The organism is Burkholderia sp. YHN3-13 (assembly GCF_055810675.1).
Window position 1 is genome coordinate 1 of sequence record NZ_JBVVNQ010000041.1, and the last position, 13,660, is coordinate 13,660.

Annotated in this window: 10 protein-coding genes, 10 pseudogenes and 1 other annotated feature; of the genes and pseudogenes, 8 read left to right on the forward strand and 12 right to left on the reverse strand. The window is 56.6% G+C overall.

Going from position 1 to position 13,660, the window contains the following annotated elements:
• Positions 1–113: 113 nt before the first annotated feature.
• The 4 genes and pseudogenes from AC0KUR_RS37090 to AC0KUR_RS37105 all read left to right on the forward strand — a co-directional run.
• Positions 114–854, forward strand: a pseudogene (locus AC0KUR_RS37090) (IS3 family transposase); the annotation flags it as partial.
• Between the two features lie 315 nt (positions 855–1,169).
• Positions 1,170–1,505 carry a hypothetical protein gene (locus AC0KUR_RS37095; protein WP_473377323.1) on the forward strand — a complete coding sequence of 112 codons (336 nt, stop codon included), beginning with the start codon at positions 1,170–1,172 and terminating at the stop codon, positions 1,503–1,505.
• Positions 1,506–1,566: 61 nt separating this feature from the next.
• Complete coding sequence (locus tag AC0KUR_RS37100) at positions 1,567–1,749, forward strand: hypothetical protein (RefSeq protein WP_473377324.1); 183 nt, start codon at positions 1,567–1,569, stop codon at positions 1,747–1,749.
• A 22-nt stretch (positions 1,750–1,771) separates the two neighbouring features.
• Positions 1,772–2,032, forward strand: a complete 261-nt coding sequence (locus tag AC0KUR_RS37105; RefSeq protein ID WP_473377325.1) for a hypothetical protein — start codon at positions 1,772–1,774, stop codon at positions 2,030–2,032.
• 903 nt (positions 2,033–2,935) lie between these two features.
• Here the strand turns inward: AC0KUR_RS37105 and AC0KUR_RS37110 are convergent.
• The 12 genes and pseudogenes from AC0KUR_RS37110 to AC0KUR_RS37165 all read right to left on the reverse strand — a co-directional run.
• Positions 2,936–3,245, reverse strand: a pseudogene (locus AC0KUR_RS37110) (integrase core domain-containing protein); the annotation flags it as partial.
• Between the two features lie 7 nt (positions 3,246–3,252).
• Positions 3,253–4,649: pseudogene (locus AC0KUR_RS37115) on the reverse strand (IS30 family transposase).
• Positions 4,649–5,626, reverse strand: a pseudogene (locus tag AC0KUR_RS37120) (IS3 family transposase); the annotation flags it as partial. The pseudogenes AC0KUR_RS37115 and AC0KUR_RS37120, both read right to left, overlap by 1 nt.
• Positions 5,231–5,347 (reverse strand) — a sequence feature (AL1L pseudoknot). (Overlaps the previous pseudogene by 117 nt.)
• Before the next feature lie 108 nt (positions 5,627–5,734).
• Positions 5,735–5,902: pseudogene (locus AC0KUR_RS37125) on the reverse strand (IS66 family transposase); the annotation flags it as partial.
• 30 nt (positions 5,903–5,932) lie between these two features.
• Positions 5,933–6,301 carry a hypothetical protein gene (locus AC0KUR_RS37130; RefSeq protein WP_226159348.1) on the reverse strand — a complete coding sequence of 123 codons (369 nt, stop codon included), beginning with the start codon at positions 6,299–6,301 and terminating at the stop codon, positions 5,933–5,935.
• Positions 6,302–6,386: 85 nt separating this feature from the next.
• Complete coding sequence (locus tag AC0KUR_RS37135) at positions 6,387–7,322, reverse strand: hypothetical protein (RefSeq protein WP_473377326.1); 936 nt, start codon at positions 7,320–7,322, stop codon at positions 6,387–6,389.
• Between the two features lie 41 nt (positions 7,323–7,363).
• Positions 7,364–7,741, reverse strand: coding sequence for a transposase (locus tag AC0KUR_RS37140; protein ID WP_226159346.1), 378 nt, complete (start codon positions 7,739–7,741; stop codon positions 7,364–7,366).
• Between the two features lie 166 nt (positions 7,742–7,907).
• Positions 7,908–8,117, reverse strand: coding sequence for a hypothetical protein (locus tag AC0KUR_RS37145; protein ID WP_226159345.1), 210 nt, complete (start codon positions 8,115–8,117; stop codon positions 7,908–7,910).
• Between the two features lie 19 nt (positions 8,118–8,136).
• Positions 8,137–8,424 (reverse strand): hypothetical protein, encoded by a 288-nt coding sequence (locus tag AC0KUR_RS37150; protein ID WP_473377327.1) that lies wholly within the window; start codon positions 8,422–8,424, stop codon positions 8,137–8,139.
• A 95-nt stretch (positions 8,425–8,519) separates the two neighbouring features.
• Positions 8,520–9,280, reverse strand: a pseudogene (locus AC0KUR_RS37155) (transposase family protein).
• Positions 9,281–9,644: 364 nt separating this feature from the next.
• Positions 9,645–9,926, reverse strand: a pseudogene (locus AC0KUR_RS37160) (IS30 family transposase); the annotation flags it as partial.
• A 23-nt stretch (positions 9,927–9,949) separates the two neighbouring features.
• Positions 9,950–10,102, reverse strand: a pseudogene (locus tag AC0KUR_RS37165) (IS3 family transposase); the annotation flags it as partial.
• A gap of 54 nt (positions 10,103–10,156) precedes the next feature.
• Here AC0KUR_RS37165 and AC0KUR_RS37170 point away from each other — a divergent pair.
• The 4 genes and pseudogenes from AC0KUR_RS37170 to istA form a co-directional block, all read left to right on the forward strand.
• Positions 10,157–10,648, forward strand: a complete 492-nt coding sequence (locus tag AC0KUR_RS37170; protein WP_473377328.1) for a transposase domain-containing protein — start codon at positions 10,157–10,159, stop codon at positions 10,646–10,648.
• Entirely contained in the window at positions 10,636–11,076 is a 441-nt protein-coding gene (locus AC0KUR_RS37175) for an IS66 family transposase (RefSeq protein WP_473377329.1), read from the forward strand. Before AC0KUR_RS37170 ends, AC0KUR_RS37175 begins: the two co-directional genes overlap by 13 nt.
• Before the next feature lie 190 nt (positions 11,077–11,266).
• Positions 11,267–12,286, forward strand: a pseudogene (locus AC0KUR_RS37180) (IS110 family RNA-guided transposase).
• Between the two features lie 473 nt (positions 12,287–12,759).
• Positions 12,760–13,660 (forward strand): annotated as a pseudogene (gene istA / locus AC0KUR_RS37185) (IS21 family transposase); the annotation flags it as partial.

Here is a 13,660-nt window from a genome sequence, read left to right on the forward strand (position 1 = left end):
CCGATCCTGGACTGGCTCCATTACGCCGATCACGGACTGGCCTCATAACGGCGATCATCAAGTGGCCTCATTACGCCGATCACGGATTGGCTCCATAACGGCGATCCGTGACAGTCAGCGAAACCGATTTGTTGTTGATGCGGCGAATCGACGAACTGCACATGGAGTTCCCGTTTGCCGGGGCACGGATGCTGGCGCGCCTGTTGCGTCGGGAGGGCCATGAAGTCGGCCGCCGTCGCGTACGCACGTTGATGAAGCGCATGGGCGTGGAGGCGCTGTACTGCAAGCCGAACACAAGCCGCCGCAACGCGCAGCACAAGATCTGGCCGTACTTGCTGCGCGGCATGAAGATCGCGCGGGCCAACCAGATGTTCGCCATCGACACGACCTACATTCCGATGGCGCGAGGCTTCGTGTACCTGACGGCGGTGGTGGACTGGGCGAGCCGCAAGATTCTCGCGCACCGGGTTGCCATCACGCTGGAAGCCACGCATGCCGTCGAGGCACTGGAAGAAGCGTTCGCCCGCTACGGGCTGCCCGACATCGTGAACACCGATCAAGGCAGCCAGTTCACGGCGGGCGCGTTCACCGAGGCCGTACTGGGTCGAGGCGTGCGGCTGTCGATGGACGGCAAAGGGGCTTGGCGTGACAACGTGTTCGTCGAACGGGTGTGGCGCAGCATCAAGTACGAAGAGATTTACCTGCGGGCCTACGAGTCGGTCAGCCATGCCCGGCGCTCCATCGGCGACTACATCGAGCTGTACAACCGGAAACGGCCCCATTCGAGCCTGGCGGATCAGACGCCTGATGAGGCATACTTCGCGACGCTGCCTGCGATCAAATCGGCAGCATGATTGCCTCGGACGTTCCACTTAAAAATCTCAGAAACCTGTCCGAACGAGTGAGGCCACCTCTAACGCGGCACAACACGTGATGATCAACTCAACTGCCGGGCCTCTCAAGTCGCGGCTGGAAATGCCGATATAGGACCTGATGGGCAATCCGGCCCCTTGAGTTCGGCACGAGCACCCCGTCGCTACTATGACAGGCGGGTTTTTCGCAATCCCCAAAAGACCGCCAATTTCATACAGCTTTTGGGGAAGCGGGCGGGCGTGAATGCACTACGATCGCGTTGTTCCAATCCGATTCCATTTAATGAGAGACCGGGAATGTCAGCCAGCACCACTATGATCGATAGAGTTTGTGAGTCCATGGGCAGTGCGAAGGTCGGTGGCGCGACGCGTTTGATCGTGCTCACACTCCCGATTTCGACAATGATTCTCATGTTCTCAATCGGTTCCGCACTGGGGCACCCGGTGCCGAAGAACGGTATCGCGGCCTTTCTGACGCTTACTGTTGCCTACCTCATCGCGACGATGTTCATCGTAACCGTTTCGAACGAAAACGGTTCACTGAAGGAAGGCGATCGGCTCGTCTTGATCGCTGGTGCGACCATCAGCGTGGCACTCGGCCTCTTGGCTGCCTCATACTTTTGGATCATGTAAGTCACCGCGATCCCACGCCGGCACGGATGTTATTCAAGGAAAACGAAGGAAGGAGAAAATGGTGGCCGACGAGACCCAGCCGTATCGGTTCATTACCCACACAAGCGAAGTGGGCCATACCCTCGTGATTGGTCAAATCGGCAGCGGTAAGACTGTATTTGCTGAACTCGCGAAGCAATGGGAAGCGGGACACCCGGGCGGAAGTATCTCGATCGCCCAGGCTGACGACATCGAGGGGAAATGATGGCGCGAATCGGAGAGCACCAGTGAAGACCATTCGATGGATCCTTGCATCCTATTTCCCAATGCCCTCTGCATTGGCAGAGGCGCTTGAAAACGGCACAGTGCGTACCTCCGTCGACGAGGAATGGGGTACCGCGTACTTCATTGCACCCGGTGTCGCCGATAAGGATTTAATTCGTCGAGCAATTCTTCAGCGGAAAATGTGCGAACTGTTCGCAGTGTGCGCTTTTGGTATCGCCGTCGGAACGGCAGCGGCAGGCGTCGCCGAATTCCTCTTGACCTGATTCCACCGACCCGAATTGCGCAGCTAGCACCGCTCACCCACCGGTAACCGGCCCGCAGTTACTCAATTACTGCAACACATGTGACCCAATGTCAGATTGAGCTATAAAAAATGGAACTTGAAAAAGGACAACGATGAATACCTTTCGCGACTGGACTGACGGACGATCGAAGTGGAACAAGTGGACGTCTGCGATTGGTTTGCTCGCTGCGGTTGCCCTGTTTTGTGGAGGACGCAGCGATTTTTGGCGCGCCGCAGGCCTTATACTTGTAGCCTTGAGTGGATATGGCGTCTGGAAGAGTCGTACGTCGCGGTGAGGAAGCTTCAGGGCACGGCATTTCCTCGGTAAATCCATCACTCGAACCCGAGAGCCGAACGCGTGCCAATGCATGCGGATGAGGTTGCGGACGAAGTTCGCGACGCGATCGCTGCGCGCTCCGCGGCCAATGCAGCCGCAGTGATAGAGTGGTGGCATCGGGCAGCGGCACCCGGCACTCCGCGTGATGCCGATCGCCGGATTCGCGAGGCGGCTGAAACGCCGCGTCCGAACGCATAGGGGAAACGGCATGGGAATCAACATTGTTTTTATGGCTCTATCGCTCACCGGTTGCTTGCTGTTCGCATCTGGATTAGTCGCGCATATGGCATTTATCGCGGCGTTGGGACTCTCGCTGGATCAGCAGGTGGTAGTGGGCATCATATTTCTCGTGACCGCCTTAACTCTCCGTTTACTATCGGCTCCCCGGGAAGAGCCACGAGCTCCTAACTGATAGGGAATCGGGATGGCCGTCAGCGAGCGATTCGATGATCGCTACGACACTGAGGTGGACGGATCTCACATGGTCGTTACCCAAAGCATCGACGAAAACGTGAACCGCGCCGGGAATCGTGGAGGCTGGTTGGTTTAAGTTAATGCGGACACGTTAGCGGCATTTCTGAGTTGCCTGTAGTAGTTTGCCTCAGCTTCGGCAGGCGGGATATAGCCGAGCGGCTCCATCAGCCGATGATGGTTGTACCAGGCGACCCATTCCAGCGTTGCCAGTTCGACGGATTCTCTCGTTTTCCAGGGGGGCGCGCCGATGAATCAGTTCCGTCTTGTACAGGCCGTTGATCGTTTCGGCCAGCGCATTGTCGTAGCTGTCGCCCCGGCTGCCGACCGACGGCTCGATGCCGGCCTCGGCCAGCCGTTCGCTGTAGCGAATGCTGACATATTGCTTAGGTTCAAGGAGTCGTCGCAACACCCATCGTTATGTTGCGGATAACAGTTCGTGGAATGCTTCCGCTGGCGTCTTCCATCCGAGCGTTTTACGTGGTCGACAGTTCAGTGTGTCCGCGACCGCGTCGAGTTCTCGCTCGGTATATCGACTCATGTCTGTGCCTTTCGGAAAGTACTGTCGCAGTAGGCCGTTCGTGTTTTCATTCGTCCCGCGTTGCCATGGACTCTGGGGATCACAGAAGTAGATTTCCAGGGCCGTGTCGATTCGTAGCTGTACATGCTGGGCCATCTCTGCGCCTTGATCCCATGTCAATGATCGGCGCAAATGCTCGGGTAGTAGCGCGATCTTTGTCGCGATAGCGTTGCGAACAGCCTCTGCCCCGTGACCTGCCAGCGCAGGCCCGTTCTTGGCACGCACCCCGACTCCATGGCCCTCCATTGGAGGAAGATGCAGCAGCATCGTGAACCGGGTGGTGCGCTCAACCAGAGTGCCAATCGCCGAGCGTTTAAGGCCAATGATCAGGTCGCCTTCCAAATGCCCTGGAACAGCACGATCAGCAATTTCTGCAGGGCGTTCACTGATCATAACCTCCGGAGTGACGAAGTGCTTTCCGCGCTGTTGCGTCCTGGCCCGCGGCACGCGAAGTGCGCGTCCCGAACGCAGGCAAGCAGTGAACTCTCGTCGCAAAGCGCCCCGGCCTTGAATGTAGAGTGCCTGATAGATGGCTTCGCGGGAGATCCGCATAGATTGATCATCGGGATAGTCAATCTGAATTCGTCGACTGATTTGCTCCGGACTCCAGCAAGTGCCCCAGCGACGGTCCGCACGACGTCCTTGTCTTCGTCCTTTCCACGGAACGTTCGGTCCGGGAATCGGCTTGCCCCGAAAGTCAGTGACCGTTCCAGCCAGGCGATCCTGCACATATGTCCTCAACCGGTCGTTCTCTGCCAGTTTCGAAGCCTTCGGACGCTCGGCCGCGCGTTCAGCTTTCCATTGGGCAACCGTTGCCCGATACACCAGAGTACCACCGCGGGTCGCTGCATTACGGCGTAGCTCGCGTGAAATCGTTGACGGCGACCGTTGCAGCCTTCGCGAAATCTCACGAACACTGCAATCATGCGCCCACAGAAGTGCGATCTCCTCGCGCTCCGAAAATGACAGATAACGCCCAGAGTGTGGCGCCAGGTCGATCGGCGCCATGCCGCCCGCTTCACGAAACCATCGCGGCCCCAACGGTTGCGATACGTTACACGCCAGCGCTGCGGCCTCGGTCTCCATACCTTGTGCAATGCACTTCAAGAATGCTCGCTTCGAATCGAGTTGATTGACACCCGGTCTGCCAGGTGATCGCATGACGGGCCTTCCCGTTTGTTCCGAGCCCCATCCCAGTGGTCGTCCCATTCAACACCTCCAATCTTGAGATGTTGCGACGACCAGTTGAATCCGCCTTGGGAACCTCTGTCGGAATGATGAATCAAAGTCCCGTCCTCGTCCGGTTGGCGGGCATACAGCGCTTGTTCAAGTGCATCCAGAACAAAGTCCGTGGTCATCGACGAGCTGACGCGCCAGCCAACAATACGGCGGGCGAACACGTCGATCACGAATGCCACGTACAGCCAGCCTTGCCATGTCGAGACATACGTAAAATCCGACACCCAGAGCTGATTCGGTCGGTCAGCCTTGAACTGCCGGTTGACTCGGTCCAGCGGGCGCGGCGCGCTCACATCGGCAATCGTTGTGCGAACACGCTTACCGCGAACTGCGCCACGCAAGCCCTGCAGCTTCATCAACCGTTCGACCGTGCAGCGTGCCACCGCAATACCTTCCCGGTTCATCTGCTTCCAGACCTTCGGCACGCCATAGACCTGCATGTTGGCCTGCCAGACACGCTTGATCTCCGGTTGCAAAAGCTCATCGCGTTTCGCGCGGGCGCAGCGTTTCGACGGATCGCGAAGTTGTGCTGCATGGCGCCGGTAGCCCGACGGGGCAATCCGCAAGACCTTGCAGATCGGCTCGACCCCGAAGGTGTCGCGATGCTGATCAATGAAGGCCTTCAGGACTTGAAACGGCGGTCGAGCTCCGCCTGGGCGAAAAATGCGCTAGCCAGTTTGAGAATCTCGTTGGTCCGGCGCAGTTCCTTGACCTCGCGCTCCAGGGCTTTGATGCGTTCACGCGGCCGTACTCACGCCATCGCGCTCTCCACGGTCGACCTCGTCGCGCTTAACCCAATCCAGCAGCGTCTGCGGTGTGCAGCCGATCATCGGTGCAATCGATTCGACCGCTGCCCACATCGACGGGTGCTCGCTACGCTGCTCGCGTACTAGACGCACTGCGCGCTCCCGGACTTCTGGGGAAAACTTGCTTGGCTTCTTGTTCATGGCTCGATTCTCTCAAGAGTTCGAGCCTCCACAAAATCCGGTGCGGTTCATCTAGTGTGCTCTGGGCAGTCCAGCTACGCGTCTTTTTTGAAACCGTCTCTTACGCCAGTAAAGCGGCAAGTGATACATGAGCCTCGAAGCCACGATGTGCGCAAGCAGCGCCGAGCCTGGCAGGCCGCGATCGATCGGCCGACTCGGCGCTGCGGCCTGGAAGATGCTGGTACAGTACATGCAGGGCCGAATCGAAGCTCGTACGCGTTCGAGCTTCATCCCCACGATACCTTCAAATTTTCTTTACTCGAACGATCAGTTTGGCGGCATTCCTCCTGCATCTGAAATATATAGACTATCTATGCTAGTACCATTGCAGACGACCATAACACGAGCGCCAGTTGAATACGCCGTAAGCGCGACAGAAAGAATTGCTTTTCCGTAATCAGTATTCAATCCAGAAGAATATGCTAAATATGACCAACTATTTGCTGGTTGATCCGAAAAATGCACCCTGGGTTGATAATGAGAAATGTTATAGCCAACCCCATCTAAAACGTGGGGGCCGAAGCCGGATGGGCAAGTCCAATCGGCATGGCACGCCCATGAGGCAAACAAACAAAAGATCGGGAAAATATATTTTATTGAAAAATTTATCCAGCCTTTATATGAAAATTTATTCATTAATTTATCTCCGTATTTTGACATCTAATTCAATTTAATTAAAAATAAACAAAGTTAAAAAATCAAGAAGATTTTAAATTTATCTCTAAAGCAAAATGTAATTAACAAATGCCGGGACGTCCATGCTTTTTTTGACGCGTGAAATATCTAGCGACAACAAATCACCGCATAAATAAAAATCATCACTGGCATCATTTCCATCAATAGAATTCGGTCGCACCGAAAAATTCTCTGCGGTTTTTGGCATCCAATTTGGTGACCCATTGTAAGATGCCGCCCGCCCTGAAAATTTACCTCGCGAGTATTGACTTGCCGATACACACCAGCCCAGAGGGAGTACAAAACTTCTGAAAAAACCACCCAAAATACTATTCACAAGAGATTGTCGAGGCGCGGATCCATATGGAGGATATACAGTTTGACTGGGAGGATTTCCACTGGAAAGATCTGCGGCTAGATTGGTTTCAGTGGAAATGTGCTCGATGTGAGCTGCTTGAATGTTTGTTCCTCGAATGTATTGATAGCTTCGCGCGGAAATAATGTGTGCTGCAGGAATTGAATTCAAAGCATCCCATTCATTCAAACGAGCAATAAACCTTCTTGTGGCGATCGCCGCTTCGCTTAAATTTTGGTTGTTTTGATTATATTGCAAATTTTGCAAATATATATCCGCGCTATACATATTGTTATCTGAAATTATCTCGTATATATATATATTTTGATTTTGACTGGATGGGTTCAGATAATAGTCTCCATATGCAATGCTTTGTGCCGTCCCAAGATTATCGGTCATTGATATAAATGCGGATGTGTGATTTCTTAAGCTTTGCCCGGACAAGTGACGAAGCAAAAAATCGTCGCCTCCCCAGGATGCAAATCCGGAGTTAAATATCACGGACGGCGGGCGAAAATCAACTCGATAAAACCTTCTCGCCTGGGAAAAGGCTGGGCAACTCATTGCCAGAAAAAAACACAACATTGTCAATTTCGACAACCAATTGTTCACGTAGATCTTTTTCATGGATTTTCTTGCAATTTCGATGCAAACACAAGCATTATGTTTCACGATAATCTGGTTTTGAATTTAGTTCCATGCCGGGCCGGTAGCTTAGCGAGGTCAGCGTCGATGGTTTCCTTGGTCCAGGTGAGGAGTCGCCGCCATCGGAATTTCAGTTGCCGCCAGACGATCTCGATCTTTTTTGTGCCGGGACTATAGGCGGGCAGGCGGAACAGGACAGCTTTGTGATCGATTATCCACCTATCCCATGTCGCTTCGTCGATGCCGTAATGGATGCCGGTGTTATCCAGGACAATAACGGTCGGAGGGCCATCGTCCACGTCGAACAGATCGTTGATGAAGTGCACGACGTTCGAGTCTTTGATGCTGCGGGGAGGGGGGGATGAATCATGCCTATTCGCGCTGTGTTCGACGGTGCCCATAGCACTATGTCGGCAGTGCGTGTTCCGTTGGTCGCGTGAGGCAAGCCTACTGGTGGCCAGCTACGCTGAACCGACGACGATCCGCAAAAGCTTGCCTCGTCCAGGTAGAGCAGGCGAATCGCGATCTCGCGCGCGGCTTGCGGTAGTTTGTCGAGCGTGACTTGTTTCACAGCCAGTGCCTCCAGCCGCTTTTTTTGAGCGACCGACGGTTGCGCCTAAACGAGAAGTTTTTCCGTTTGAACGCCGCGCTCAGCGTACCGAGATGCCCGAACGGTAACGGATCAAAATCAGCCTCGAGGCGTTGGACGATCTGCGCGCGCGTCAACGGCTCGACCAAGGCCACGCGTACTATCGCGACTATCATCTCGTCGCTCAACGCGCAGGGCCGCCCGCCCTTATGGCCAGTTTTCAATAGCAAGCGTATACCCCTTTTCGCGCCACGTGTGGACCGAGTAGCAGATCGACTGACCGCTCACCCCGAGTTTCGCCCCGACGGCTATCGGGCGAAGCTTGCCGCGCGCCGGTGCCACCAGTGGCAAGGCGACCGCCCGTTTGCGGCTTTCCTGGTACGGGTGATCGGTCGACAACTGCTGCAAGGCCGGCTCCTCGGCTTCAGTCAGTACAACCATGCACTTCATGGACAACTTCGGCATATGCGATTCGCCGAAGTTAACAAACTTCAAACACGTTCCCCAGCAACATTTAACGCAAGTGAATTCGAATGTTACTCATTATTATGGATGGTTTTATAAAGGCAGCAAGTTCGCTGCAAGGTATTTCAATAGATCAAACAGCAGGCGAGTTTGATGAACCCGCCGTGAATATCAGCACGGCGCTCGAACCGGATGCGGGGGTGACGGAAGTGACGCAGCCAGGCATGCGTGCATTTAACGACCCAGCGGTATTTGGCCAAGCCGCTGCAATGTCAATGCGACGCCTGCAATCACAGGCCTGATGCCACGTTCGGGCAGCCCGGGACAGGATCGCTTGGAGTCGTAGGCACGATCAGCATAGATGATACCGTTTTATAAAGCAGTCGGCCGCGTATGCCTCGAATTTGGGGAATCGCGTCGATAGGCGGCAGCTTAGCAACATCGCCGACATTGGCGCGGGTTGGAATCGCGCCGACGGGAACGTCGTCGACGTATACTAGGATTTGGTGCCTGGAGGTTGGATGCGCAAGATTCATGCGGTTCGGACTAGTTTTTCGCCCGTCCCAACAGCGCGCACTGGCGATAAGTCGGCCGCTTGGTATGGGAGGTAGATCTGGCCCATTGCACGCAGTCTGTAAAGCGCAACTCGTACGGCCAATCCCACGAGCCAGCATTTTGCCGGTCGCCCAGTCGCCGCCAGTAGGTCGCCCCCCAGCCGTATTGGCAAGCGATTCCGGTGCATGAATGCGAAGAGGCTGCAGTTGAGTGCCGCGGGATCGGAAACACGCGGACACCCCGGATCGCTCCTCACGCGAGGCTTCACGATAGGCAGCAACGGATTGATCAGTTTCCATAGCTTGTCGTCAATGATCGGCACTTTCCTCAATGGGCTCTCGTTGCCCCAGTGCTAACAAATCGCAGAAAAAATAATAAATAGTCCGCTTACGAAGGATTTGAACTGACTTTTGGCAACTGCCGTCGAGATGCCTCGTGGGGGGGGTGATTTCTTCGGGCGTTGTGAATGTGCATTTTGCAAACATAAACTAAAACTGCGATTTGCAGCCGTGGTTAAGAAAGCGGATTATTTAACTTTTTATCGAGATAAAATAAGGTAAATTGATTATGAATCCGCTCAGGCTTGGCCACAATTCAACAATACTCACATTTGCCGAGTACCAGCGGCGCCGTCGCATGGAGGATTCAGCCGGATACCTTGCCGCTATCCCTTTGCTAAGTACGCGGCGGTAGGTTCAATGAGTCGCTGCAACAGCCTCGCATAGCTTATCGGCCGGGGACATGAAGCCCAATGTCTTTCTGGGCCTTTCGTTGAGCCGCGCTGCGATCTTGTTCAATCCCGCCTGCGAGTATTGATCAAGTGGCGTACCGTGGGGCAAGTACTGACGCAGGAGTCGGTTCGTGTTTTCGTTGGTACCACTTTGCCAAGGACTTCGCGGGTCGCAGAAATAGACCTTCACGTCCGTGGCGTTCGTGAAGCCTTTGTGGTTCGCCAGCTCCATGCCGCGGTCCCAGGTGTTGCCACGATCGGTTGAACCTACCGCGGCTTTTTTAGAATGTCGCGTTCCTCGGTCACGCGTTTGAGCTCGGCCTTCGGTCGCCGAACCTCGGCGCTCTGATCCCGCTCCGCTTGCCGCACGACGTTAGGCCTGCCTAACTTCAGTTTCCGTGCGTAAAGGCTGTGAGTCCGCACGACGGAGCCGACATCGGCGTTGTAAGCCTGTCGGCTGCCGCCTAGACTACCGGCATGACCACGGCAAACGCCTATCCGGACGACGTCGAAGCGCTCAAGGCCATGCTGCTTGAGCGCGATGCTCGCATTGGGCATCTGGAAGACGTCGTCGAATCGCACAAGGCGGTGAACCCCACCGCCAAGGCCGAGATCGAGCATCTGAAATTGCTGATCGCGAAACTGCGCCGCATGCAGTTCGGCCGGGGCTCCGAGAAGCTCGACCGTCAGATCGAGCTTCTCGAGTTGCGACTGGAAGAGCTCGAGGCCGAAAGGCGCCGCCACCATCGAGATTCCGAAGACGCCGCGTACCGCACCGGAACAAGCGCCGCGCAAACCGCTCCCGAGCAACTGCCACGCGAGATCCTGACGTACTGGTCGGAATCGGGCGAAACCTGCGCGGCCGACCGTAAGGGCGTCCCTCCGCAGCAGCATCTCGGATTGTTCAGCGACACGCTGCAGGCCGATGCCTATGGCGATACCAAGCGATTTACGAAATCGGGCGGGTAGCCGAAGCGGCCTGCTGGGCATATGCTCGGCGACAGTTCTATGAACTGCATGCCGCGCGGCCGAATGCCTTGAACACCGAGGCGCTGGAGTGCATCGGCGCGTTGTACAAGATCGAGGAAGCGTTCCGGGGCAAGCCGCCCGATGAGCGACAGGCGTACCGGCAAACACATAGCAGTCCCTTGCTCGATCAGCTCCATGCGTGGCTGAGTACCACGCTGGAAACGCTCTCGCGTGAATCCGACACGAGTCGGGTGATTCTCTATGCGCTGAACCGGTGGGAAGCGCTTACGCGCTACTGTGGCGACGGGCATCTGGAAATCGATAACCTGCCAGTTGAGCGCGTTGCGCGGAGCGGCGATCGAGCGGCGGAACTACCTGTTCGCCGGTACGGACTCAGGTGGCGGGCGTGCGTATTTCGGCGAACGTGATCAGCGATTTCGGTTGAACGTGACCAGTGGTTCCGATTGATGGCGATCGGCCGTTTCGGTCGAAGGTAATGGAATGAACGCGTCCCACCCGTGAACGCAGGAGCAAAGGAAGGTGGATCCTCACGGGCCAACGGCATCGATGTGCCCGGGTGGAAAATGCACGCATTTCCCGGCAACCGGAGGACCCAAAGTGAATGCTACGCCTGTTGGACTCGACATTGCAAAGAGCGTCATTCAATTGCATTACATTGACCCGGAAACCGGCGAGATCGTAAGCCGGCAGATCAAGCGGGTGCAGCTTCTCGAGTATTTCGCGAATCGTGCGCCGTTCCGGATCGGCATGGAAGCGTGCGTTAGCGCCCATCACTGGGCAAGGCAACTGATGCAGGTTGGTCACGAGGTCAAGTTGATGCCGGCCAGGTTCGTGAAGGCATTCAACGTCGGCAACAAAAACGATGCGATGGACGCGCAGGCGATCTGGTTGGTGGTCCAGCAACCGCGCAAGGCGGTGGCGATCAAAAGTGAAATGCAGCAAGCAGTGCTGATGACGCATCGTTAGCGTGAGCAATTGGTGCAATTCCGAACAATGCAGATCAACGGCTTGCGCGGGATGCTGGCCGAGTTCGGCGAGTTGATGGGCAAAGGCCGGGCCGCGATGGTCAAGGTTATTCCCGACGCACTCGCACGTGTCGAAACTCGACTACCGAAGGTACTGATCGATACGTTGCGCGAGCAGTGGGCGCGAGTGGAGAAGTTGGACGAAGAAATTGCGACGATCGAGCGACGGCTACAAGCGTGGACGAAAGATGACAAGGCGGTACAAGCGGTTATTGAGATTCCGGGCGTCGGCTTGCTGACGGCGACTGCAGTTGTCGCGATGATGGGCGATCCGAAAGCGTTCAAATCGGGACGCGAGTTCGCGGCGTGGACGGGACTGGTGCCAAAGCAGACTGGCACTGGCGGTAAGGTGAACCTGCACGGGATATCGACGCGTGGCGATACGTATTTGCGCACGTTGCTGATTCATGGCGCTCGGTCCGTCTTGGCGCATGCGAAGGAGCCCGGCCCTTGGGTAGAGGGTATGAAAAAGGGGCGACCGTCTAATGTGGTAGTGGTCGCGTTGGCGAACAAGATGGCGCGGACGATCTGGGCGGTGCTCGCTCACGGCCGACCGTACAAGAAAGATCACGCGAGCGTGCGGCCGGTCTAGGCGGCCGCACGGCTCGGAAGATTAACGTTTAACAGGGTGGACGTCGAAAGGTTGCGTTGGCAATCGTGTGAGATGACAAGACAGTTAGGACCGGGACTTGCTCAACCTGGAGCGTTCACTGAGCCTCAAGCTCGTGAAGGTAATGAGGAGCAAGTCAGCGGATTTCATCGGGGCCCGCAGCGGACGTATCGGCTGCAACAAGGCGGAATACATAGCTGCAACCCATCCTGTCGCAGTCTGAACACCCGAAAACTTGTGCAAACGGGACGCGTTCATACATGATCGCTGATCACCGGTTTCCGAAACGCGATCATCTTGCCGAAACGGGTGATCACGTTCGCGGAAGGAGTGATCAGCGAACCGAAACAGCTGATCACGCGACCGAAACGCGATCGTCGGTCCGGCTCGGCGGTGGTGTTGCTCATGTGATCAACGACGGGCGTTAGCCTTGTCTCTTTTTAGGGGATAGGTTGATGCCGGCACATCGGATGAGCATGCGCAAACTGAAGGGAGTATTGCGGTTGAAGTGGGCGTGCGGCCTGTCGCACCGCCAGATCAGCCGCGCGATCGGCATCAGCGTCGGCGCCATCTCGGCATACGCCGCACGCGCGAGCGCGGCCGGCCTCGACTGGGCTGCCGTCGAACCGCTCGCCGACGACGAGCTCGAGATCAGGTTGGACCTGCCGGAGGAAACCGCTGGCCCGCCCCGGCGGACCGAACCGGATTACGCAGCGATGCACCGCGACCTGCGCCGCAAGGGCGTGACGCTGCAGCTGCTCTGGGAGGAGTACGTCGAGGCCCACCCAGGCCAACGCACCTACCGCTATACGCAGTTCTGCCAGCGGTACAAGGACTGGGCTGCAGCGCTGAAGCGCTCGATGCGTCAGCAACACCGCGCCGGCGAGAAGCTGTTCGCCGACTTCGCCGGGCAAACCGTGCCGATCCTCGACCGCGACGGCGGCGTCGCGTTCAAGGCCCACGTGTTCGTGGCCGTCCTCGGCGCCTCGAACTACACCTATGCATGTGCGACGCGTTCCGGGACCATGCCCGACTGGATCGGCAGCCTGATCGATGCGTTGGAATTCTACGGCGGTGTTCCCGAGCTGCTGGTGCTCGCAACCCCAAGGCATTGATCGCCAAGGCCGATCGTTACGAGCCGGTGCTAGGCAACACCACGCAGGACTTCGTGAACCACTACGCGACCGCCATGTTGCCGGCACGGCTGCGCAAGCCGCGGGACAAGGCGAAGGGCGATGTCGGTGTACAGATCGTCGAGCGCTGGATCCTCGCTCGGCTGCGCAACCACCGCTTCTACAGTCTGGCCGAGCTGAACAAGGCGATCGGCAAACTGATCGCCGACCTGAACCGGCGCCC